The sequence below is a fragment of the Sulfitobacter sp. R18_1 genome, from assembly GCF_017743915.1.
Lineage (GTDB): Bacteria > Pseudomonadota > Alphaproteobacteria > Rhodobacterales > Rhodobacteraceae > Sulfitobacter > Sulfitobacter faviae.
In genome coordinates this window covers 136,452-158,152 of the sequence record NZ_JAGHRG010000004.1, presented here as the reverse complement: position 1 = coordinate 158,152, position 21,701 = coordinate 136,452, and the positions used below count along the sequence as shown (strand labels likewise).

Genomic DNA, 21,701 nt, shown 5'->3' with positions numbered 1-21,701 from the left:
AAGGCGGCATCTAGGGGTTGCATTGTTGCGCAGCGGATCATATCCCGAAAGGGAGCCGCCGCGATTCTGCGGTGCGGCACAGACCTTGTAGACACCGATCACCGGCAGGAGGCCCACATGGCACTGGATACGAAACACGCCGAATATGACGCCCCGCAAAAGGACCTCTATGAAGTGGGCGAGATGCCCCCGATGGGGCATGTCCCGAAACAGATGTATGCCTGGGCGATCCGCCGCGAACGGCACGGCGACCCGGACAGCGCGATGCTGCAAGAGGTGGTCGACGTGCCTAAGCTCGACAGCCAAGACGTGCTGGTCCTCGTGATGGCGGCGGGCATCAACTACAACGGTGTCTGGGCCGCGCGCGGCGTGCCGATCAGCCCCTTCGACGGCCATGGCGAGCCTTACCACATCGCGGGCTCCGATGCCTCGGGCATCGTCTGGGCGGTGGGCGACAAGGTGACCCGCTGGAAGGTCGGCGATGAGGTGGTGATCCACTGCAACCAAGACGATGGCGACGACGAGGAATGCAACGGCGGCGACCCGATGTATTCTCCCAGCCAGCGGATCTGGGGCTACGAGACACCCGACGGCTCTTTTGCGCAGTTCACCCGGGTGCAGAGCCAGCAGCTGATGCCCCGGCCCAAGCACCTCACGTGGGAAGAAAGCGCCTGCTACACGCTGACGCTGGCGACCGCCTACCGGATGCTCTTTGGCCATGAGCCGCATGACCTGAAGCCCGGGCAGAACGTGTTGGTCTGGGGCGCCTCCGGTGGCCTCGGCTCCTATGCGATCCAGCTTATCAACACCGCGGGCGCCAATGCGATCGGCGTGATCAGCGACGAGAGCAAGCGCCAGTTCGTGATGGATCTGGGCGCCAAGGGGGTGCTGAACCGCAAGGACTTCAACTGCTGGGGCCAATTGCCCACCGTGAACACGCCGGAATATGCCGAGTGGTTCAAGGAAGCCCGCAAATTCGGCAAGGCGATCTGGGACATCACTGGCAAGGGCGTGAACGTTGATATGGTCTTCGAGCACCCCGGTGAGGCGACCTTCCCAGTCTCCACCTTCGTTGTGAAAAAGGGCGGCATGGTGGTGATCTGCGCAGGCACAAGCGGGTTCAACCTGACCTTCGACGTGCGCTACATGTGGATGCACCAGAAGCGCTTGCAGGGCAGCCACTTTGCCCACCTCAAACAGGCGAGTGCCGCCAACAAGCTGATGATGGAGCGGCGGCTCGACCCCTGCATGTCCGAGGTCTTTAGCTGGGCCGATCTGCCCGAGGCGCATATGAAGATGATGCGTAATGAGCATAAGCCGGGCAATATGTCGGTGCTGGTTCAAGCCCCGACGACCGGGCTGCGCACGCTGGAAGACACGCTGGTCGCCCGCGACTAAGCGACACGGATCGGCTAAGATGAAACCCCCGTGGCTTCGGCTGCGGGGGTTTTGCATGGTGCCCTGTCGAAACAGAGGCTTAGCGCCCGAAGCCCCGCTATTTATGGGGGGACAGAAAGCGCGGATAGTGCAAAATTTCGTACATGCTATGGTTGTATTAATCTGCCATTAACCAAAGCTGGGCGACCCTCATGCGAGATGATTGGATATTGGACGTTTTGGCCGATCTCAGGGCTTTTGCCATGGCGAACCAACTGCCGCGCACGGCGGAACAGTTGGACGACGCGGCGCTGATCGCTCTGGCTGAGATGTCCTTGCAACGCGAAAGGGCCATGGGCCGGACGCATGAGGATAGAGCCGCATCTGGAACGGATTTGGGAAAGGCTGGCGCAGGCTGATGGCCAGCCCGCCCTTGGGCAGGCCTGCAAAGACCTGCGCGATCACTATGGCATTCTGCATGTCGTCTATCACTGGGTCGACACGGCGGGGGTGCAATATGGCTGCGGCACCTATGGCGCGCTCTGGTCTGAGCGCTATCAGGCGCATAACTACCTGCGCATCGATCCCGTGGTCGCGGGCTGCTATCGCCGGTTCGAGCCGGTGGATTGGAAAGACCTCGATTGGTCCTCTCGCGCGGCGCGGCAGTTTCGCCGGGATGCTTTGGACCATGGGGTTGGCGATCAGGGGTTCTCGGTCCCGATCCGGGGGCCGCATGGGCAATTCGCGCTTTTCACCACGAACCACAGTTGCACCGATCGGGTTTGGGCCGCTTTCACCGCGCGGCACCGGCGCGATTTGATCTGGGCGGCCCATTGCTTCAACGAAAAGGCGCTGGCGCTGGCCCCGGAGCGGGCACCGGGTGCCGTGCAGGCGCTCTCCCCGCGCGAGGTGGATGCGATGACCCTGCTGGCGGTGGGCTATAGCCGCGCGCAGGTGGCTGACCGTCTGTCGATCTCGGAACATACGCTGCGGGCCTATGTGGAAAGCGCCCGCTTCAAACTGGGGGCGTCCAACACCACCCATGCCGTCGCCCGCGCGCTGAGCCGGGGGCTGATCGTCGTCTGAGGCGGATAATCCACATGAATCGCAGGCGCGGGGCAAAGCCATCTGGCCCCCGGCGCGGGGCTCATTTAGGGTCGCCCAATGACATCTACCGCGCTCACCTATTCCGAAGACCAAGCCGCCGCCCATGACAAGGTGGCCGATATGCTGCGCTCTGCGGGCATTGATCTGGACGACTCGCTTTTGATGCCGCCTGCGGGCGGGCCGGATCAGGTGATGGCGGTGACCGGCAAGGCCGGATCGGGCAAGACCCTGCTGCTGGCCGAGCTTTACCGCGCGCTGGAAGGGGCCGGGGTCGAGATCGTCTCGGGCGATTACGAATCGCGCAAGAAGCGCGAGAAGCGCACCTTGGCGATCCTCGCGCCCACCAACAAGGCGGCGAGCGTGCTGCGCCTGCGCGGGGTGCCCGCGACGACGATCCACCGCATTCTTTATACGCCGGTCTATCACCCCGAGTACGAGCGCATCGCCGAATGGCTGACCGGCAACGGCGAGAAGCCCGAGATCGAGGGCTTGAGCGAAATGGCGCTGGACCGGGCGGCGGCGTTTTTTGCGAACAACAAGTCGGTGCCCGGGGCGCTGGCGGCGGCGGGGCTGCGCGGCAGCGATTTCATCACCGGCTGGAAGCGGCGGGAAGAGCCGTTGGACATCGGTTTCGTCGACGAAAGCTCGATGCTGGACGACAAGCAGTTCGAGGATTTGAAAGAGATCTTCCCGACGCTGCTGTTGTTTGGCGACCCGGCGCAGTTGGCACCGGTGGGGCAATCGGGCACGATGGTCTTCGAGAAACTGCCCGAGAAGCGCGTCTTGAACCTCAACCGCATCCACCGGCAAGAGGCCGACAACCCGATCCTTGATCTCGCCCATGCGCTGGCCGATCCGCAGTTGGAGTTTCATGACTTCGAGCGGATGATCGAAGACGCGGCGCGCAAGGATGACCGCGTGGTCTGGGGCCAGCGTGTCGAAGTCGATCTCATGGCGCGCAGCCCGGTGCTGGTCTGGCGCAACGCGACGCGCATCCGGCTCATCAATGCGTTCCGCAGCGTGCATGGCGCGCCCGAAGATGCGTTGCTGGCGGGTGAGCCGCTGATCTGCGACGGGATCGAACTGCCGCTGAAACACCGCAAGAAACGGCTGGACCTTGAAGCGCGGGGCCTGATCAAGGGCGCGCAGGTGGTCTATCTGGGCGAGGGGCGCAAGCCCGGCTTCAGCCGCTTGCATGTGATCGGGGCCGAGGACCCGCAGGTGAGTGCCGCCTCGATCGTGAAGATCGAGAAACCCGACGAAGAAGAACCCTTCATCCCCTTCGCTGCGCGCATGGGGGCGACCTTTCTGCACGGGGCGGCGGTGACGATCCACAAGGCCCAAGGCAGCCAGTGGGAGAATGTGCAGGTCTTTGCGCCCGATCTCTATGCCGCCGCGCGGATGGGGCGGTCGGAGGCGGGGCAGCCGCTGTGGAAACGGCTGGCTTACGTCGCCATCACCCGCGCTCAGGAGCGGCTGATCTGGGTGGTGCGCAACCGGCTCAGCAAACCTTCGGGGCCGCTGCGGGTGGATGATCTGCGGGCCTCGCCAGCAGCGGCGCTGACGCTTGAGGCGACCGAGGATGGCGCGCCTTAGCGGCGCATGAGGCCGAAGACGGCAGAGGCGCCCCAGCCCGCGGCAACCGCGATGAAGAGCGACAGCAGCCCGTAGAGAAACGCCTGTTGATGGGCGAGGTTGAACAACCAACGCTCCATCCCGACTTTGCGCACGTCGATGATCGTCTCATATTGCGCCACCACATCGCCGCCGCGCGTGAGGAAAATCCGCGTGTCATAGGCCCCTTCGGTGAGCGAGGCGGGCAGGGCGACGGCGGCGCGGAAGAGGGTCTGCTCATCCACTTTCACCCCGTCTTCGATAACTTGGTACAGGTTCGCATCCTTGCGCACGCGGATCAGCGCGTCGGTGAACTGGGTGGGGTCCGCGATCTCCATCGGGGCGCCGACCGACCGGATGGCGCGGGGGATGGAGATGCGGTGGCGCAGGTCTTCGATACGTTTGAGCACCTCGGCCAGCGGGCCGGAGGTGACCACGGCGTAGAAACTCGGCGCGCGGTCGACCTCAACCGCGGCGGTGTTCACCCAAATGCCAAAGCGCCGCTCTTTCCGGCGCACCATGACCGGGGCCGAGGGGCCGGAGACGGTAATGACGACTTCGAGCGGCGCGCCATCGGGGATCGGGGTTTCGCGTTTCACGGCCCCGTAGACGAGAATCTCGGACCCGTCGAAATTGGTGGTGATGGAGACTTCGGCCTGGCTGAGGCCAAGCACGATTTCCTCTTCCGCCGTGGCGGTCAGGGCCGTGAAACACAGGCCAAGAAAGGCGATCACCGCGCGCATCATTCCGCCGCCACCGGGCTGAGAGAATAGAGTTCCGCCGGTTCCAGCAACAGGTCGAGCGCCAGCTTGCCGCAGACCGCCAAGACCAGCACCGCGAGCAGGATGCGCAGCTGTTCGGCCTGCATCCGCACGCCGATCCGCGTGCCCACCTGCGCGCCCAACACACCGCCCACCAGCAGCAGCACCGCCAGCACGATGTCGACCGTCTGGTTGGTGGTGGCATGGAGCATGGTGGTGAAGCCGGTGACGAAGATGATCTGCAACAGCGAGGTGCCGATCACCACTTTGGTCGGCATGCCGAGCAGGTAGATCATTGCAGGGACCATGATGAAGCCGCCGCCCACGCCCATGATCGCCGAAAGCATCCCGACCGCCGCGCCGACCAGCACCGGCGGGATCACTGAGATATAAAGGCCCGAAACCCGAAAGCGAATTTTGAACGGCAGCCCATGCACCCAATAGTGCTTCTTGCGTTTGACCCGGCCCCCCTTGCGGGTGCGGCGGATGGCGCGGAGCGATTCCACGAACATCAGCCCGCCGATAATGCCAAGGAAGACGACATAGCAAAGCGTCACCAGCAGATCGACTTGGCCGAGCGATTTAAGGTAGTTGAAGATGAACATGCCGATGCCGGAGCCGATCAGGCCCCCGGCCAGCAGCACCCAGCCCATTCGGAAATCGACCGTCTTTCGCTTGAGATGCGCCAGAAGCGCCGAGAAGGAAGAGGCCACGATTTGATTGGTCGAGGTCGCCACCGCCACAGCGGGCGGGATGCCGACAAAGAACAGCAGCGGCGTGATCAGAAAGCCGCCGCCGACGCCGAACATGCCCGACAGGATGCCCACGATGCCGCCCAACCCCAGAAGGAGGAAGGCGTTGACCGATACTTCGGCAATGGGCAGGTAGATTTGCATGACGTTTCCTAGCCCCGAACGGCCGCGCAGTTCAACATAGCTTGTCGCGGTGAGGCGACCACTTTGACAGGTTGCGCCGATCCGGCCCTCGGGTGCAAGGGCCGGAAGGAAGTGTCAGCGTTCTTTCACATAGGGCTCGCCACCCGCGCGCGGCGGGATCGCTTTTCCGACGAAACCGGCGAGGATCACCACGGTCATCAGATAGGGCAGGGCACCCAGAAGCTGGCCCTGCACCTTGATGCCGATGACCGATTGGATCACGTCCGGTCGGGTCTCCAGCGCGCCGAAAAGGCCGAAGAGCAGCGTGGCCCAGAGCGCGTACCACGGGCGCCACTTGGCGAAGATCAGCGCGGCCAGCGCGATGAAGCCGCGGCCCGCCGACATGTCCTTGACGAAACCCGCTTGTAGCGCGGTGCTGAGGTAGGCGCCCGCCACGCCGCAGAGCAGGCCCGCGATGGCCACGGCGGCATAGCGCAGACCCACGACCGAGACACCGGCGGTGTCGACGGCGGCGGGGTTCTCGCCCACCGCGCGCAGGCGCAGGCCGAAGCGGGTGCGGAACAGGATCCACCATGTCAGCGGCACGGCGAGGAAGGCGGCATAGACGAGGATCGAATGGCCGGAGATCAGCTCTTCGTAAAGCGGGCCGATGATCGGCACGCTCTCCATCGCCTCGGCGAAGGGCAGGGTGATCGGCTCGAACCGCGCGCCGCCGAAGAGCGAGGGGGTGCGGCCCCCTTGGGCGAACCAGTCCTGCGCGATCAGCACGGTCATGCCCGCGGCGAGGAAGTTGATCGCCACGCCGGAAATCAGCTGGTTGCCGCGGAAGGTGATCGAGGCGAGGCCATGCACGGCGCTGAGCGCCAGCGAGGAGGCGATGCCCGCCGCCAAACCCAGCCAGACCGAACCGGTGAGCGAGGCCAGCGCTGCCGAGAAGAAGGCCGCGGCCAGCATCTTGCCCTCAAGCCCGATGTCGAAGACGCCCGCGCGTTCGGAGAAAAGACCGGCAAGACAGGCCAGAAGCAGCGGCGTGGCCAGCCGCACGGTGCTGTCGAGCAATTGGATGAGCGTGATATAGTCCATAGGTCAGACCCGCTTTCTCAGGGGGGTATAGGGGCTCATTCCGCGCTCTCCGACTGGGCGCTGCGGGGGCCGGGTTTGGGCGGTCCGGGGCGGCGGAACATCAAGAAGAGACGCTCCAGCGGCATCCGCACCATGTTGTCGAGCGCGCCGGTGAAGAGGATCACGAGCGCCTGGATGACGACGATCAACTCGCGCGGGATCGAGGTCCAGAGCGCCAGTTCCGCGCCACCTTGGTAGAGGAAGCCGAAGAGCAGGGCGGCAAAGAAAACGCCCACCGGGTGCGAGCGGCCCATTAGTGCCACGGCGATGCCGATGAAGCCCGCGCCCTCGGTCGCGTTCAGCACCAGACGTTCGCTTTCGCCCATGACGTTGTTGATCGCCATCAGACCCGCCAGCGCGCCCGAGATAATCATCGTGATCATGGTGATGCGCACGGGCGAGATGCCCGCGTATTTCGCCGCCGGCTGCGAATGGCCGTAGGCGCGGATTTCATAGCCCAGACGGGTGCGCCAGATCAGCATCCAGATCGCCACGCAGGCGCCGACGGCCACCAGCAGCGAGACGTTGGCCGGTGCGGATTTGGAGAAAGCGATGCCAAGGGGGGCAAGCAACTCGTGCAGGGTCGGCAGATGCACGGCCTCGGGGAAGCGGGCGCTCGCCGGGTCCATGCTGCCGGGCGGGCGCATGACGTTGACCAGCACGTAGTTCAGCAGCGCCGCGGCGATGAAGTTGAACATGATCGTGGTGATCACGACGTGCGAGCCGCGCTTGGCCTGTAGCCAGCCGGGGATTGCGGCCCAGACCGCGCCCAGAAGACCGGCCATGACGCCGCAACCGATCAGTGCCAGCGTCCAATGCGGCCACGGGATGTAGAGCGCGGCCAGCGCCACGCCGAGGCCGCCCAGCATCGCCTGACCCTCACCGCCGATGTTGAACAGCCGCGCGTGGAAGGCCACGGCGACGGCGAGGCCGGTGAAGATGAAGTTGGTGGCGTAATAGAGCGTGTAGCCCCAGCCATAGGTCGAGCCGAGCGCGCCCTTGACCATGAGATTCACCGCCGCGATCGGGTCTTCGCCGATCGACAGGATCACCAGCGCCGAGAGCACGGCGGCCAGCAGCAGGGAGATCAGCGGCACGAGGATCACCTCGGCCCATTTCGGCATAACGTCCATCTCAGACCTCCTTGCGCGCGTCGCCGCCCGCCCGGGCGAGATTGGCCTCAACCTCGGCCACGCTGTGTTCGTTCTCGGTATCGGTGATCCCGGCCATCAGCAGCCCAAGCTCCTTTTCGTCGGTCTGATCGGCGGCGCGTTCGCCCATGATCTGCCCGTCGAACATCACCGCGATGCGGTCCGACAGGGCGAGGATTTCTTCAAGCTCGACCGAGACCAGCAGGATCGCCTTGCCCTGATCGCGCAGGGCGATGATCTGCTCGTGGATGAATTCGATCGCGCCGATGTCAACGCCGCGGGTGGGCTGGCCGATCAGCAGAAGGTCTGGGTTGCGCTCGATCTCGCGCGCAAGGACGATCTTCTGCTGGTTGCCGCCGGAAAAATTCTTGGCGGCCAGCGTCGGGTCGGGCGGGCGCACGTCGAAACGGGCCATCTTGTCCTCGGCATCGGCGCGGATCGCGGCATGGTCCATCAGCATGCCGCTGTTGAAACGGTCGTCGTGGTGGTAGCCGAAGACGTTGTTCTCCCAAGCCTGAAAATCCATGATCAGGCCTTCGCGCTGGCGGTCTTCGGGCACATGGGCGACGCCGCGCGCGCGGCGCGACTGGCCGTCGCTTTTCTTGCCCGACAGGTCCAGCGGCGTGCCGTTCAGCGTGACGCTGCCGGTGCCGTCGGCATAGCCGCCCAGCACTTCCAAGAGTTCCGACTGGCCGTTGCCCGCGACGCCCGCGAGGCCCAGCACTTCGCCGGCGCGAATCTGCAGGTCGATCCCGCGCAGCCGCTCGACGCCCTTGTCGTCGACCACCCGCAGGCCCTTGATGTCAAGGATGACATCGCCCGGGGTGGCGGGCTCTTTGTTGACGCGCAAGAGCACCTTGCGCCCGACCATCAGCTCGGCCAGTTCCTGCGGCGAAGTCTCGGCGGTTTTCACGGTGGCGGTCATCTGGCCGCGGCGCATGACCGACACGGTGTCGGTGATCTCCATGATCTCGCGCAGCTTGTGGGTGATCAGGATGATGGTTTTGCCTTCGGAGCGCAGACGCCCGAGGATGCGGAAGAGCTGGTCGGCCTCGGCGGGGGTCAGCACGCCCGTGGGCTCGTCGAGGATGAGGATATCGGCCTGCCGGTAGAGCGCTTTCAGGATTTCCACGCGCTGCTGCATGCCCACGCCGATGTCTTGGATCTGTGCGTCGGGGTCGACGTTGAGGCCGTAGTCCTTCGACAGTTCGATCAGCGTCTTGCGCGCCTTCGACAGCGAGGGCTTCAAGAGGCGGCCATCCTCGGCGCCGAGGATGATGTTTTCGAGCACGGTGAAGTTTTCCACCAGCTTGAAGTGCTGGAACACCATGCCGATGCCGGCGGCGATGGCGGCCTGACTGTCGGGGATCTCGGTCTTGCGGCCACTGATGTAAATCTCGCCCGCGTCGGCCTTGTAGAAGCCGTAGAGGATCGACATCAGCGTCGATTTCCCGGCGCCGTTCTCGCCGATGATGCCGTGGATTGTGCCCGGCATGACGCGGATGGAGATATCTTTGTTGGCCTGTACCGGGCCGAAGGCCTTGGAGATGCCCTTGAGTTCGATCGCGGGGGCGGTATCGGTCATGTCAAAAGGTCCTGCGGGCGTTGCAGCCCTTGATCTGGCGTTGTTCCATCGCTGCCCCGGTCACGCTGTGGGGTTTTAAAAGGGGCCGCGCCGATGATCGGCGCGGCCCCGGGGGTCGATTGTGGATAAATCGGGCTCAGAAGTCCAGTGCCGGGCAGCTGTCGTTCTCGTAGTAGGAGACCACTTTGATCTCGCCGTCGATGATCTTCTGGCGCGCTTCGTCGACAGCGGCCTTCATCTCTTCGGTCACGAGATCTTGGTTATGCTCGTCGATGGCAACGCCGACACCTTCTTCGGCAAGGCCGAGGGTCACGACGTCGCCGACTTCGAGGTCTTCGCCCGCCATCATCGCGTCATAGACGGCGACATCTACGCGTTTCAGCATGGAAGTCAGGACCTTGCCCGGGTGCAGGTGGTTTTGGTTGCTGTCCACGCCGATCGACAGGATGCCTTCGTCGGCAGCGGTTTGCAGCACGCCCACGCCGGTGCCGCCCGCGGCGGCATAGACCACGTCAGCGCCTTGGTTGATCTGGGCCTTGGTGATCTCAGAGCCCTTCACCGGGTCGTTCCACGCGGCGGGGGTGGTGCCGGTCATGTTGGCGATGACGGTAGCGTCGGGGTTGGTCGCCTTGACGCCTTGGGCATAGCCGCAGCCGAAGTGACGGATCAGCGGCACGTCCATGCCACCGACGAAGCCCACGGTGTCGCTCTCGGAGGCCATCGCGGCCATGACGCCGACGAGGTAGGAGCCTTCATGTTCGGCAAAGCTGACCTGACGCACGTTGGGCAGGTCAAGCCAGTTCACGTCGATCACGGCGAACTTGGTGTCGGGATAGTCGGGCGCGACGGTCGCCAGCGGATCGGCCATGGCGAAGCCCATGGTGATGATCGGGTTGGCACCAGATTCGGCGAAGCGGCGCAGGGCCTGCTCACGCTGCGCTTCGGACTGCATCTCGATCTCGGCGAATTTGCCGCCGGTCTCTTCGGCCCAGCGGGAGGCACCGTTGAAGGCCGCTTCGTTGAAGCTCTTGTCGAACTTACCGCCGAGGTCGAAGATCAGCGCCGGTTCAGCCGCTGCCGCGCCCGCGGTGAGGGCAAGGCCCGCAGCAGCGCCGAGGAATTTCGTCATGAGGGTCATTTGGTGTCTCCCGGGTTGTGGTGTCGGGCGGTCAATCAGATGCTGCCGCCACGGCGTTTGTGGATCATGTGATCAGGTATAATCTAGGGCGCAGGCGGGGGGTAGGGTCAACCGCTTTTTGAGGGCAAGCCGCCCGGATCGCCAGCGTGACCATGGGTCAAGACGCGTTGCAGGATGCAGGCATCCACGGGCCGGGCGCCGCTGCGCGCGTAATAGGCACGGCGGGTGGCGATTTGGGCAAAGCCTTGATCCGTATAGAGCGCCCGGGCGGGCAGATTATCGGCGGCGACTTCGAGAAAGGCGCTTTCGCAGTCGGCGGGCAAGGCCGCCAGCCAGTCGCGCAGCAGGGCCCGGCCCAGCCCCCGACGTTGCTGCGCAGGGTCCACGGCAAGCGTCAGCAGTTCGGATTCGCCCGCGATGGTGCGGGTCAGGGCAAAGCCGCCGGGGCAGGTGAAAAGCTGCACGAAGGGGCTGTCGAGCAGGCTTGCGAACTCCGCCTCCTGCCACGGCCTGTCTTGGGTGAAGGCCGCAGCGTGGATCGTGGCGAGGGCCGCCGGTGTCACGGCAGCAGCACCGGGGCGGCGTCGCGGGCGGGGGCGGCATCGGCGGGGCGCAGGTAAAGCGGCGCGGGGCGCGGCGGATTGCTGGCAAAGCGGCGCGCGGCGATGCGGGCGATGGCTTCGGCCACGGGCATCGCTGGCGGCTCTCCGCCCGCGCCGATCAGCGGGCCGGTAAAGGCCGGGAGGGCTGTGGCATCATGAAGCGCGGGCGCGGAAATGGCAGGGTTGTCAAAGCCTTGCAGGAATACCTGATCGCGGCGGGCATCCACTGCACAGGCGCAGGGGCCGTCATGGCCTTCGCGCAGCGCGTCGAAGGCATCGACCCCAACCGCCGGAATGCCAAGGCCAAGCGCCAGCCCGCGGGCGGCAGAAACGGCGATGCGGATGCCGGTGAAATTGCCCGGCCCGATGCCGACGCCAAGCGCGGTGAGGTCGGCATAGGCCAGCCTGGCCTCGCTCAGCAATTCCTCGCAAAGGACCATGATCCGCTCGGCCTGACCCTTGGTCATCGGCTCGGTGCGGGAGGCCAATATCCGATCGCCCGACAGCAAAGCGGCCGCGCAATGCGCGGCCGATGTGTCAAAGGCCAGAATCAGCGGCCCGCTTGCGCCATGCTCAGGCAACCGGGCGCACCTCTGTGACCTCGGGGATGTAGTGGCGCAGCAGGTTCTCGATGCCCATTTTCAACGTCAGGGTCGAAGAGGGGCAACCGGCGCAGGCACCCTGCATATGCAGATAGACGACGCCGCGCTCAAAGCCGTGAAAGGTGATGTCGCCCCCATCCTGCGCCACGGCGGGGCGCACGCGGCTGTCCAGCAACTCTTTGATCTGACCGACGATTTCACCGTCTTCGCCGTCATGCGCGGCGTGGCCGGATGTGGGCTGGTGGTCAGAGGCCATGACCGGCTCGCCGGACTGGAAATGCTCCATGATGGCGCCGAGCAGGGCGGGTTTCACATGGTCCCATTCCACCGCGTCTTGCTTGGTCACGGTGACGAAATCGGTGCCGAAGAACACACCGGTCACGCCCTCGACCGCAAAAAGCCGTTGGGCCAGCGGGGAGGTCGCCCCGGCTTCGGGGGAGGGGAAATCAGCGGTGCCCATCTCCAGCACGGTCTGACCCGGCAGGAACTTGAGCGTTGCGGGGTTCGGAGTGGATTCGGTCTGGATGAACATGGGGTGTACCTCGCTTTCGGCGTGGCTCCTGATATGCGCCTGCGCGGCCGGCAAGTCAAGGTTTAGAACCGTTCTAAATTGCGGCGCCGGGCATTGGGCGTGCGGCAGAGCGCTCAGGTGATCGCTTCGAGCCGTTCCTTGCTCAGATCGCCGGGCACGATGGTGATCGGCACGGGCAGGGCACCGGCAGAGCGCGACAATTGCGTGACCAGCGGGCCGGGGCCTTTCTTGCGGTCGCCGCTGGCGCCGAGCACCAGAACGCCGATGTCGGGGTCGTCGGACAGCTGCTGAATGATCTCGTCCGTCGGTTCGCCCTCGCGGATGATTAACTCAGGGTCGACGCCCTGTTTGTCGCGCATCCATTTGGCGAAAACCTCGAAATGCACCTCGATCCGTTCGCGGGCCTCTTCGCGCATAAGGTCGCCAACGCCGATCCAATGGTTGAACTCTTCGGGTGGGATCACCGACAGGACGGCTACGCCGCCCCCCGTGCGCGCCGCGCGCAGGGCGGCGAAACGCATGGCATTCAAACATTCGGTGCTATCGTCCAGCACCACTAGGAATTTCCGCATCAAACCCTCTCTCCGCACCACCTCCCGGTGCGGTGCGATCATGGCGCGGGCGGGCGGCGCTGGCAATTGCTTTCGCGCGCCGCCGCCGTCCGGGCCTTCAGCCGCGCTGACTTGCGGCCCAATCCCAATACATTTCACGCACCCGGCGCGTGACCGGGTTTTGGTTGTCCCCGGTGCCATATTGCGTCTCGTCAAAGGCGCTGACAGGTGTGACCTTCATCATATTGCCCGACAGAAAGACCTCATCGGCGGCATGGAAATCGTCAAAGCTGAGGACGGTCTCATGCACCTTCATCCCCGCCTCGCGCATGTTCGACATATGCCGCGCACGGGTGATCCCGGCAAGGAAGGTGCCGTTGGGGATGGGGGTGAAGACCTCACCATCCTTGACCATGAAGACGTTGGCGCTGGCGCTTTCGGCGACATTGCCCATGGCATCGGCGACAAGTGCGTTGCCAAACCCTTTGGCGCGCGCCTCGACCATCATGCGGGCGTTGTTGGGGTAAAGGCAGCCTGCTTTGGCGTTAACGACGTTATCCTCCAGCACCGGGCGGCGGAAGCGGGTACGGGTGAGGGTGGTCGCGGCCTCGGGCGGGGCCATGGGGATGGCCTCAAGGCTGATGGCAAAGCCGGTGGCACCTTCGCGCGGCACGATGCCCAGCTCGTCGCCCGCCAGCGCCCAGTACATCGGGCGGATGTAGACGGCCTGATCGCGCGAATAGCTCTTCAGCCCCTCGCGGCACATCTCGATCATATCCTCGGTTTCAACCGTGGGGGTGATCATCAGCGCGCGGGCTGAGCGGTTGATCCGGGCGCAATGCGCTTCCAGATCGGGGGCCAGCCCGTCGAACAGCCGCGCCCCGTCGAAAACGGTGGTGCCCAGCCATGCGCCGTGATCGGCGGCCTTGATGGTGGGCAGATCGCCGTCGTGCCATGCGCCGTTGAAATAGGTCTTGATGTCTGTGCCGGTGGCCATGTGACGATCCTCAGGAATTGCTTCGGTAGATGCCCTCGGGCAGGTTCAGGGCCGCCGTCAGATCGCTCAGCTGCGCGGGTGACAGGGTGATCTTGGCCACACGGTCGGTCCGGGCGTCCCATTGCTCGATCGTGATTTGCCCCGCGAAGGCAGAGACGGTGACGTCCTCGCGCAGGGGGGCGTCGGATTCGTCGATCAGGGTGATGACGGTGGCGTCGAATTCATGCTCGATGGTAAACATGAAGGCACATTAGGCTTTGTGCTCGCGAGCGCAAGACAGGCTTTGTGCTCGCGCGCGCAAGACAGGCTTTGTGCTCGCGCGCGCAAGACAGGGTTTGTGACGCCAAGCGCAAGACCGCCGTGGGGTGTCAAAGCGCCGTGAACGGGGGTGGCGGCGGCAGGGCGTCATGATAGACAGGTGGCTCAAGGACCCCCGAGCGAGGATCAGCCGTGAAATTGTTAAATGCCCTTGGCGCATTTGCCGTCATCGCCCTGCTTTCTGCCTGTGAGGTGGCACCGATCCAGACAGGGCCGATCCCGGTCGACCGGCCGCAGACCACGGGGCAGGCAAGCCCGCGGCTGAGCGCAAGCGCGGCGGCGCGGAGCTTTGTTCAGGTGGTCCGCACGCTCGAACCCGTGGCCGAACGGGAGTGTCGCGCCCGGACGACGGGGATGAACTGTGATTTCAATATCGTGGTCGATGACCGCCCCGGCCAACCGGCCAATGCCTTTCAAACGCTTGATAAAAATGGCCGCCCCATCGTGGCGTTCACATTGGCGCTGATCGCCGATGCCCGCAACGAAGACGAGCTTGCTTTTGTGCTGGGCCATGAGGCCGCGCATCACATCGCGGGCCATATTGAACGCCAGCAGCAAAACGCCATGGCGGGGGCGGTGATCTTTGCCGGTCTCGCCACGCTGAGCGGGGGCGATGCCAATGCCGTGCGCACGGCGCAGGAATTGGGCGCAGAGGTCGGCGCGCGGCGTTATTCCAAGGATTTCGAGCTTGAGGCCGACGCCCTTGGCACGATCATCACTGCGCGGGCGGGCTATGATCCGCTGCGCGGGGCCGAGTTCTTTACCCGCATTCCCGATCCCGGCGACCGTTTCCTTGGTACCCATCCGCCCAATAACGCCCGGATCGATATCGTGCGGCGCACCATGGCGGGGCTGTAACGTTTTGCGCAAACTGGGGCAGGTGCTGAACGACCGCGGGTCGAAATATGCGGTGTCGGGCTGCCCTGCGCGCGACCGGGCCGAGGTCGATGCCGCGTTGAAAGACCTCAAACGCGACAAATCCTATGCCAAGGCCACCCATAACACTTGGGCGGTGCTCCTGTCGGATGGCGGCCCGCTGAAAGGGGACGATGGCGAATCCGGCGCGGGCATGGTGATCCTGCGGATGTTGGAGCGCGAGGGGCTGACCGACCATCTGATCGTCGTCACCCGCTGGTACGGTGGCAAACATCTGGGCGGCGACCGTTTTCGCCATGTGCAGACCTGCGTGCGGGCCTATCTGGATGGGCCCGCGGGCTAAAGGCTCAGCGCGATGGCGGCAAAGAAACAGGCCGTGGCGACCAGCACGAAGACATGCCAGATCGCGTTTTGATAGCGCATCCCGGGATGGGCATAGACCAAGGTACCCGCCGAATAGGTCAGCCCGCCCGCGGCCACCAGCGCCAATGCCGCCCCCGGCAGATTGTGCCACATCGGGTAGATCAACAGCACCGAGAGCCAGCCCATGCCGAGGTAGAGCGCGAGTGATCCGCGCGCATCGGTGCGCCAGAACCAGAGCTTGGCCACCGCGCCGATCACCGCCAGTGCCCAGACCACGCCGAGGATGCCATAGGCAAAGCCCGAGCCGATCACCATCACCAGCGGCGTATAGGTGCCCGCAATCTTGAAATAGATCGCCGCATGATCGACCCGGCCCAGAAAGGCGCGGCTGCGGTCGAAGGGCAGCAGGTGATAGATGGCAGAGGCGGTGAAAGAAGCAAGGATGCAGCCTGCGTAGATCGCCGTGGCGGTCAATTGCCCCTCTTGCCCGGCGGCATGGATCATCAAAAGGATGCTGGCGGGAATGGCGAAGCCAAGGCTCAGCACATGCACGGTGCCGTCGGCCAAAGTCTCAGCGATGGAGGTCGGATAGCCCATGACAGAAAGGTAGCAGCGAAACCGCACCCTGCCAGGGGTGACGAAAGGTAAAGCGCAGCGCCCGTTGGATCAGCGCGGTTTGTTGCCGTCGATCCAGCGCGACATCAGGGTCTTGTCGCGAAAACACTCCTGCGGGACATCGCGGCGTTTCAACCGCGCGATGTGTTCGGCAAAGGCGACCTGTTTGGCGGAAGGGTAGGCGGCAAAGGGCCCCTCCAACGCCTGCGGTTTATGGGCGTCGATCCATTCCGAGACCGCCGCGCGATCCGCTTCGATGCCTTTGGGAAGCTCTTCGCCCGTTCGCTTTGCGAGGGACTGGGCGTATTGCATCTGTTTTTCGGTCGCGGGCATGCGGCGGTCGGCCTGTTTGGGCTGCGCGCTATCGCTGCCACGGGGCGGGCGACCTTGCTGCTCAAGGTCGAAGATGCCGGGAAACTGAGGTTGAAAAGACATGTGGTCATTCCTCTGCTACTGCGTTCTACACATAGAACAGAAAGGGAACATATGCAAGTCTCTCCGTAATCTCGCCCTTCCATGGTGGTATATCTAGTAGCGGGGGCTTTTTGTTCCGCAATATCTGTGATGCGTGCGCTATCGCAGCTGTTCCGCCGCCTCTGCGATCAATTCCGCCGTCTTCACCAACCGCGCGGGCAGGGGCCGCCCGCGCCGTGAGGCGAGCCAGAGGTCATGCCAGCGCCGCTTGGGCAGAGGCAGCAGCCTGAGCCGGTCCTTGGCGGCAAAGGTTTCGACCCCGCTGCGGGGCAAAAGCGTATAGCCCACGCCCCGCGCCACCGCCGCCGGGATCTGGCCGATCTGGTTCACATAGCCACGCAGGCGCATCCGGTCGGCCCCCGGATAGCTGTCCGGGAAATTTAGCTGGAGCAGATCGTCGGCATAGGCGAAGCCATCGGGATGGGCGATGAAGCCCCGGCTTTCGAGATCGGCAAAACTTTCTATCTGTTCCAATGCATTAACTGGCAGCACGAGGCAAAGTTCCTCGCGCCCCAGATGCCGGGCCTCTAGCCTTGCATGGGCAGGGTCATCGGCCAGCACGCCCAGATCAAACCGCCCATCGAGCAGCCCGGCGCGGATGGTGGCTTGGGGTGCGGCTTCGAGGTGGAGGGAGAGGTCGGGCGCTCGGGCCATCCACTCCAGCAGGAGCGGCTGAAGCAGCATGGCGAAACTGCCGGAGCAGGCGATATGCACCACGCCCCGGTCGGGCAGGTCGGTCGCGATGCGTTCGCGCAGGCGTTGCTCTTCGCGGCGGCGGGCAAGGCCGGTTTCAAACAGCGCTTCGCCCGCCGGCGTCAGGGTGAAACTTTTGCCCTCGCGCGCGATCAGCGGCTGTCCCAACTGGTCTTCCAGCTTGCGCAGATGCTGCGACACCCCCGGCTGGGTCATGTTGAGCCGCTGCGCCGTGCGGGTGAAATGGCCGGTCTCGCAAAGGGTGGTGAAGGTCTCAAGCCAGGTGGCGTTCAGCATGGCAAACATTTCGTTATGATTTGGATGAGATTTGATAATTTCACATGCGGGGTGCGCCTGTCTATCTCAACCTCAACGCAAACAGGAGACCGCATATGACCACCCCCCGTACCTTTTCCCACATCGGCCTATCCGTGCCGGACCTCGACGCCGCCGTGAAATTCTATTCCGAAGTTCTTGGGTTCTATGTCGTGATGCAGCCCACCGAAGCGGTGGAAGAAGACAGCGCCATCGGCGTCATGTGCACCGATGTTTTCGGCCCCGGCTGGGGATCGCTGCGCATCGCCCATTTGGCGACAGCGGATGGCATCGGGATCGAAATCTTCGAGTTCCCCGGCAACTACGCCCCCGAAGAAAAGCTGGAGCATAAGCGCCACGGCACCTTCCACTTCGCCATCCAAGACCCCGATGTCGAAGGTCTGCTGGAGCGGATCATCGCGGCGGGGGGCAAGCAGCGGATGCCGGTGCGGGAATATTTCCCGGGCGAGAAACCCTACCGCATGGTCTATGTCGAAGACCCCTTCGGCATCGTCTTCGAGCTTTATAGCCACAGCTATGAGCTGACCTATTCGGCAGGCGCCTACGCCTGAGAGAAACCCTTGGGGGCGTCAGGTGATCTGACGTCCCCAAAGGTCGTATTCGCCCGCCTCTTCGACTTCGACGGTGACGATGTCGCCGACCTTGAGGTTCTGAAAACCCTCGTCGATGAAAAGATTGCCGTCGATCTCGGGCGCGTCGGATTTGGTGCGGCAGGTGGCGGCGTCTTCGTCGATCTCATCCACGATCACGTCGAGGCGTTTGCCGACCTTGGCGGCGAGCTTGGCCTCTGAAATGGCCTGCGCCTTTTCCATGAAGCGCTCCCAACGGTCTTGCTTGATCTCGGGCGCCACATGATCCGGCAGCGCGTTCGACCGCGCGCCTTCGACGTTTTCGTATTGGAAGCAGCCGACCCGGTCGAGTTGCGCCTCGTCCAGCCAATCGAGCAGGGTCTGGAATTCCTCCTCAGTCTCACCCGGATATCCGACGATGAAGGTCGAGCGCAGGGTGATGTCGGGGCAGGTGTCGCGCCATGCGGCGATCTCATCGAGGGTTTTCGACGCGGCGGCGGGACGGGCCATGCGTTTCAGCACGTCCGGATGCGCGTGTTGGAAGGGAATGTCGAGGTAGGGCAGCACAAGCCCATCGGCCATCAGCGGGATCAGTTTACGCACATGCGGGTAGGGGTAGACGTAGTGCAGCCGGACCCATGCACCGAGGGAGCCGAGGTCCCGCGCCAGATCGGTGATATGGGCGCGGTGGCCACGGTCTTCGGCATGTTTGATGTCGACCCCGTAGGCGGAGGTGTCTTGGCTGATGACCAGCAGTTCCTTGACGCCATTATCGACCAGCCGCTCGGCCTCGCGCAGCACCGCATGGGCGGGGCGCGATTGTAGGCGGCCGCGCATGTCGGGGATGATGCAGAACTTGCACTTGTGGTTACAGCCCTCGGAAATCTTCAAATAGCTGTAGTGCCGTGGGGTGAGCGAGACCTGCTGCGCGGGCAGAAGGTCGAGGAAGGGATCGGGCGCGGGCGGCACCGCCCCATGCACCGCGTCGAGCACCTGTTCGTATTGATGCGGGCCGGTGACGGCGAGGATGCGGGGGTGATGTTCGCGGATATAATCCGGCTCGGCCCCCAGACAGCCGGTGACGATCACCTTGCCGTTTTCGGTCAGCGCCTCGCCAATGGCGTCGAGGCTTTCGGCCTTGGCGCTGTCGAGAAACCCGCAGGTGTTCACAATCACCGCATCGGCGCCCGCGTAATCGGGCGAAACGCCATAGCCCTCGGCGCGGAGCCGGGTCAGGATGCGTTCGGAATCGACCAATGCCTTGGGACAGCCGAGGCTGACCATGCCGATGGTCGGCTGGCCGGGGCGGGCGGGATCGCTGATCTTCGCCTGCGGGGCGAGGTCGGGGCGCAGATTGGGTGGGTTTGTGCTCATGGCTTGCGCTATAAGGCAAGCGGATGAGCGGGGAAAGAGCCGCCGGGCAGGAGGAGAGAGCCATGAGATGGATTATAAGGGTCATCGGCGCGCTGTTGCTGATCGTCGTAATCATGCTGGGGGCGCTGTTCCTGCTGCCCGGCGAACGGATCGCGCGGATCGCCAGTGACCAACTCAGCCGGATGACCGGGCGGGAGGTGTCGATCACCGGCGATGTAGGCGTGACGCTCTGGCCGGTGCTGGGGGTGACCGCGGGCGGGCTTGAGGTCGGCAATGCCGATTGGACCGACAAGGGCGCGCTGCTGACGGCGGCCAATGCGGCGATTGGGGTGGATGCGGGCGCGCTTTTGCGCGGTGAGATACGCATCACCAATATCGCAGCGCAAAGCCCGGTGATCCGGTTGGAGCAACGTCTTGATGGGCGCGCAAGTTGGCAGTTCACCGACAGCGCCAGCGGCGCGCGGATCGAGACCGAGAGCGCGCCGAGCGCCAGCCGCCGCCCGCTGAGTATTCAGAAGCTGACGGTGACCGATGCCACGCTGATCTATGACGCCGAAGGGGCGGACTTGCTGCGCTATGATGGTGTCAATCTGGCGCTGGACTGGCCCGAGCGGGGCGGGGCGGCGGAGATCACCGCCAGCATGGCACCCGCGAGCGAGCCGGTTAAGCTTGCCGCGCGGATCGAAGGTTTCGCGGATTTTCTGGAGGGCGGCGTGCAGCCGCTGCGGGCGGAGGTTGCGACGGGCGGGGGTGAAGCCCTGTTCGACGGGCGCGGCGCGCTCAACGGGGCGCTGGCGGGGGATATCCGCATCGACAGCCCCGATACGGCGCGGTTTCTGGCGTCGCTCGGCGCGGGCGCTGTGACGCTGCCGCGCGGTTTGGGCCGGTCGGTCGATCTGCGCTCTGGGCTGACCCTGACAGCGGATCGGCGTCTGTCGCTGCGCAATCTCGCGGTGGATTTGGGTGGCAACAGCCTGGCCGGGCAGGCCGATCTGGCCCTGAACGGCAGGCCGCGGATCACCGCAAACCTGCGGACCGGGGCGCTGGACCTCTCGGCCCTGTCCGAGGAAACCGGTGAGACGAAAGGCGCCGATCGCACCGCTACGGCGGAGACAGAGGGCTGGTCGCGGCAAGAGATCAACGCAGACTGGCTCTCCGCCTTTGACGGGAACATCGCCCTGAGCGCCGAAAGCATCGATCTGGGGCAGCTCGACCTCGGCCCCACCCGCGCCGTGCTGCGCAATGACCGTTCGCGGATGGTTTTTGATCTACAGGATATGAACGCCTATGGCGGCAAGGTTGCGGGGGAGTTTGTGATGAACAACCGCGATGGCCTGTCCGTGGGCGGCAAGCTGCATGCGCAGAATGTGCAGATGCGCGACCTGCTGGAGGATACCGCCGGGGTGACGCGCTTTACCGGGGCGGGCGATGCCGACCTGTCGTTCCTCGGGGTGGGGCAGTCCATTGACGCGATCATGCGCTCGCTCAGCGGCTCTGGCGCGCTGACCATGGGGCGCGGCACGATTGCAGGGATCGACTTGGACGCGCTGCTCGGCTCCGTCGATGCCGAAGGTGGCAGCACTGTATTTGATTCCATGGAGGCGACGTTCGACATCGCCGAGGGCGTCTTGAGCAATGACGATCTGCTGATGCTGCTGCCGAACTTCAACGCGACGGGGGCAGGGCAGGTTGATCTGGGAGCGCAGAGGCTGGACTATACGGTCACGCCCAAGGCGCTGCGCGTCAATGCGTCGCGCGGTGGGCTGGCGGTGCCGGTGCGGATCAGGGGGCCATGGGCGGACCCTGAGATCAAGGCCGATCTGCGCGCCGCGATTGACCTCAATTTTGCCGAGGAAAAACAGCGGGCCGAAGATGTGGTGCGCCAGAAGATACAGGAGGAATTGAACATCGCACCCGACGACATCCGCTCGACCGAGGATATCGTGAAGGATGAGTTGGAGAATGCGGTCAGACGCGAGTTGTTCAAACTGTTCGACTAGGCGCCCCCCGCCGCCCCCCGCCGCCGCTTGGCGAAACTCATGGTGGCG

Annotated in this window: 24 protein-coding genes; 8 read left to right on the top strand and 16 right to left on the bottom strand. The window is 64.4% G+C overall.

The window, feature by feature from the left end; all coding sequences use genetic code 11:
* The first annotated feature begins 117 nt into the window (after positions 1–117).
* From ccrA to J7392_RS10150, 4 genes are all read left to right on the top strand, one after another.
* A complete protein-coding gene (gene ccrA, locus J7392_RS10165) occupies positions 118–1,398 on the top strand; it encodes a crotonyl-CoA carboxylase/reductase (protein ID WP_209217441.1) in 1,281 nt (426 codons plus the stop codon).
* Positions 1,399–1,589: 191 nt separating this feature from the next.
* A complete protein-coding gene (locus tag J7392_RS10160; protein ID WP_082851964.1) occupies positions 1,590–1,796 on the top strand; it encodes a hypothetical protein in 207 nt (68 codons plus the stop codon).
* The gene (locus tag J7392_RS10155) at positions 1,744–2,463 is read left to right on the top strand and encodes a LuxR family transcriptional regulator (protein ID WP_067261877.1); all 720 of its coding nucleotides are present in this window, start codon (positions 1,744–1,746) and stop codon (positions 2,461–2,463) included. Before J7392_RS10160 ends, J7392_RS10155 begins: the two co-directional genes overlap by 53 nt.
* A gap of 78 nt (positions 2,464–2,541) precedes the next feature.
* A complete protein-coding gene (locus tag J7392_RS10150) occupies positions 2,542–4,080 on the top strand; it encodes an AAA family ATPase (protein ID WP_209217440.1) in 1,539 nt (512 codons plus the stop codon).
* Here J7392_RS10150 and J7392_RS10145 read toward each other — a convergent pair.
* From J7392_RS10145 to J7392_RS10090, 12 genes are all read right to left on the bottom strand, one after another.
* A complete protein-coding gene (locus J7392_RS10145; protein WP_209217439.1) occupies positions 4,077–4,844 on the bottom strand; it encodes a TIGR02186 family protein in 768 nt (255 codons plus the stop codon). The two genes, J7392_RS10150 and J7392_RS10145, sit on opposite strands and share 4 nt — an antisense overlap.
* On the bottom strand, positions 4,841–5,755 hold the full coding sequence (locus tag J7392_RS10140; protein ID WP_067261874.1) for a sulfite exporter TauE/SafE family protein: 915 nt from the start codon (positions 5,753–5,755) through the stop codon (positions 4,841–4,843). Before J7392_RS10140 ends, J7392_RS10145 begins: the two co-directional genes overlap by 4 nt.
* 114 nt (positions 5,756–5,869) lie before the next feature.
* A complete protein-coding gene (locus J7392_RS10135) occupies positions 5,870–6,838 on the bottom strand; it encodes an ABC transporter permease (RefSeq protein ID WP_067261873.1) in 969 nt (322 codons plus the stop codon).
* Between the two features lie 35 nt (positions 6,839–6,873).
* The gene (locus J7392_RS10130; RefSeq protein WP_209217438.1) at positions 6,874–8,010 is read right to left on the bottom strand and encodes an ABC transporter permease; all 1,137 of its coding nucleotides are present in this window, start codon (positions 8,008–8,010) and stop codon (positions 6,874–6,876) included.
* 1 nt (position 8,011) lies between these two features.
* Positions 8,012–9,613 carry an ABC transporter ATP-binding protein gene (locus tag J7392_RS10125; protein ID WP_209217437.1) on the bottom strand — a complete coding sequence of 534 codons (1,602 nt, stop codon included), beginning with the start codon at positions 9,611–9,613 and terminating at the stop codon, positions 8,012–8,014.
* Positions 9,614–9,749: 136 nt separating this feature from the next.
* Positions 9,750–10,751 (bottom strand): BMP family ABC transporter substrate-binding protein, encoded by a 1,002-nt coding sequence (locus tag J7392_RS10120; RefSeq protein ID WP_209217436.1) that lies wholly within the window; start codon positions 10,749–10,751, stop codon positions 9,750–9,752.
* Between the two features lie 107 nt (positions 10,752–10,858).
* Positions 10,859–11,314 (bottom strand): GNAT family N-acetyltransferase, encoded by a 456-nt coding sequence (locus J7392_RS10115; protein ID WP_209217435.1) that lies wholly within the window; start codon positions 11,312–11,314, stop codon positions 10,859–10,861.
* Positions 11,311–11,934, bottom strand: coding sequence for a tRNA (adenosine(37)-N6)-threonylcarbamoyltransferase complex dimerization subunit type 1 TsaB (gene tsaB, locus J7392_RS10110; RefSeq protein ID WP_209217434.1), 624 nt, complete (start codon positions 11,932–11,934; stop codon positions 11,311–11,313). Before tsaB ends, J7392_RS10115 begins: the two co-directional genes overlap by 4 nt.
* Positions 11,927–12,487, bottom strand: coding sequence for a NifU family protein (locus J7392_RS10105; RefSeq protein WP_067261530.1), 561 nt, complete (start codon positions 12,485–12,487; stop codon positions 11,927–11,929). Before J7392_RS10105 ends, tsaB begins: the two co-directional genes overlap by 8 nt.
* A gap of 113 nt (positions 12,488–12,600) precedes the next feature.
* Positions 12,601–13,059, bottom strand: a complete 459-nt coding sequence (locus J7392_RS10100; protein WP_040700546.1) for a universal stress protein — start codon at positions 13,057–13,059, stop codon at positions 12,601–12,603.
* A 97-nt stretch (positions 13,060–13,156) separates the two neighbouring features.
* A complete protein-coding gene (locus J7392_RS10095) occupies positions 13,157–14,035 on the bottom strand; it encodes a branched-chain amino acid aminotransferase (protein WP_067261532.1) in 879 nt (292 codons plus the stop codon).
* Positions 14,036–14,045: 10 nt separating this feature from the next.
* On the bottom strand, positions 14,046–14,276 hold the full coding sequence (locus tag J7392_RS10090) for a hypothetical protein (RefSeq protein WP_067261534.1): 231 nt from the start codon (positions 14,274–14,276) through the stop codon (positions 14,046–14,048).
* A 209-nt stretch (positions 14,277–14,485) separates the two neighbouring features.
* On the opposite strand from J7392_RS10090, the gene J7392_RS10085 reads away from it, so the two are divergent.
* Positions 14,486–15,211, top strand: a complete 726-nt coding sequence (locus J7392_RS10085) for a M48 family metallopeptidase (RefSeq protein ID WP_209217433.1) — start codon at positions 14,486–14,488, stop codon at positions 15,209–15,211.
* A 4-nt stretch (positions 15,212–15,215) separates the two neighbouring features.
* Positions 15,216–15,572, top strand: a complete 357-nt coding sequence (locus J7392_RS10080; protein ID WP_209217432.1) for a YigZ family protein — start codon at positions 15,216–15,218, stop codon at positions 15,570–15,572.
* Here the strand turns inward: J7392_RS10080 and J7392_RS10075 are convergent.
* The 3 genes from J7392_RS10075 to J7392_RS10065 all read right to left on the bottom strand — a co-directional run bounded on the left by J7392_RS10075 (position 15,569) and on the right by J7392_RS10065 (position 17,671).
* The gene (locus J7392_RS10075; RefSeq protein WP_209217431.1) at positions 15,569–16,189 is read right to left on the bottom strand and encodes a hemolysin III family protein; all 621 of its coding nucleotides are present in this window, start codon (positions 16,187–16,189) and stop codon (positions 15,569–15,571) included. The two genes, J7392_RS10080 and J7392_RS10075, sit on opposite strands and share 4 nt — an antisense overlap.
* Before the next feature lie 69 nt (positions 16,190–16,258).
* Positions 16,259–16,642, bottom strand: a complete 384-nt coding sequence (locus J7392_RS10070; RefSeq protein ID WP_209217430.1) for a hypothetical protein — start codon at positions 16,640–16,642, stop codon at positions 16,259–16,261.
* A gap of 138 nt (positions 16,643–16,780) precedes the next feature.
* Positions 16,781–17,671: a LysR family transcriptional regulator gene (locus J7392_RS10065; protein ID WP_209217429.1), complete on the bottom strand. Its 891-nt coding sequence runs from the start codon at positions 17,669–17,671 to the stop codon at positions 16,781–16,783.
* A gap of 95 nt (positions 17,672–17,766) precedes the next feature.
* Here J7392_RS10065 and J7392_RS10060 point away from each other — a divergent pair, with 95 nt between their 5' ends.
* Positions 17,767–18,261, top strand: a complete 495-nt coding sequence (locus J7392_RS10060) for a lactoylglutathione lyase family protein (protein WP_209217428.1) — start codon at positions 17,767–17,769, stop codon at positions 18,259–18,261.
* Between the two features lie 18 nt (positions 18,262–18,279).
* Here J7392_RS10060 and rimO read toward each other — a convergent pair whose 3' ends face one another.
* Positions 18,280–19,653, bottom strand: coding sequence for a 30S ribosomal protein S12 methylthiotransferase RimO (gene rimO / locus J7392_RS10055; RefSeq protein WP_209217427.1), 1,374 nt, complete (start codon positions 19,651–19,653; stop codon positions 18,280–18,282).
* A 62-nt stretch (positions 19,654–19,715) separates the two neighbouring features.
* On the opposite strand from rimO, the gene J7392_RS10050 reads away from it, so the two are divergent.
* Entirely contained in the window at positions 19,716–21,653 is a 1,938-nt protein-coding gene (locus J7392_RS10050; protein ID WP_209217426.1) for an AsmA family protein, read from the top strand.
* Positions 21,654–21,701 lie beyond the last annotated feature (48 nt).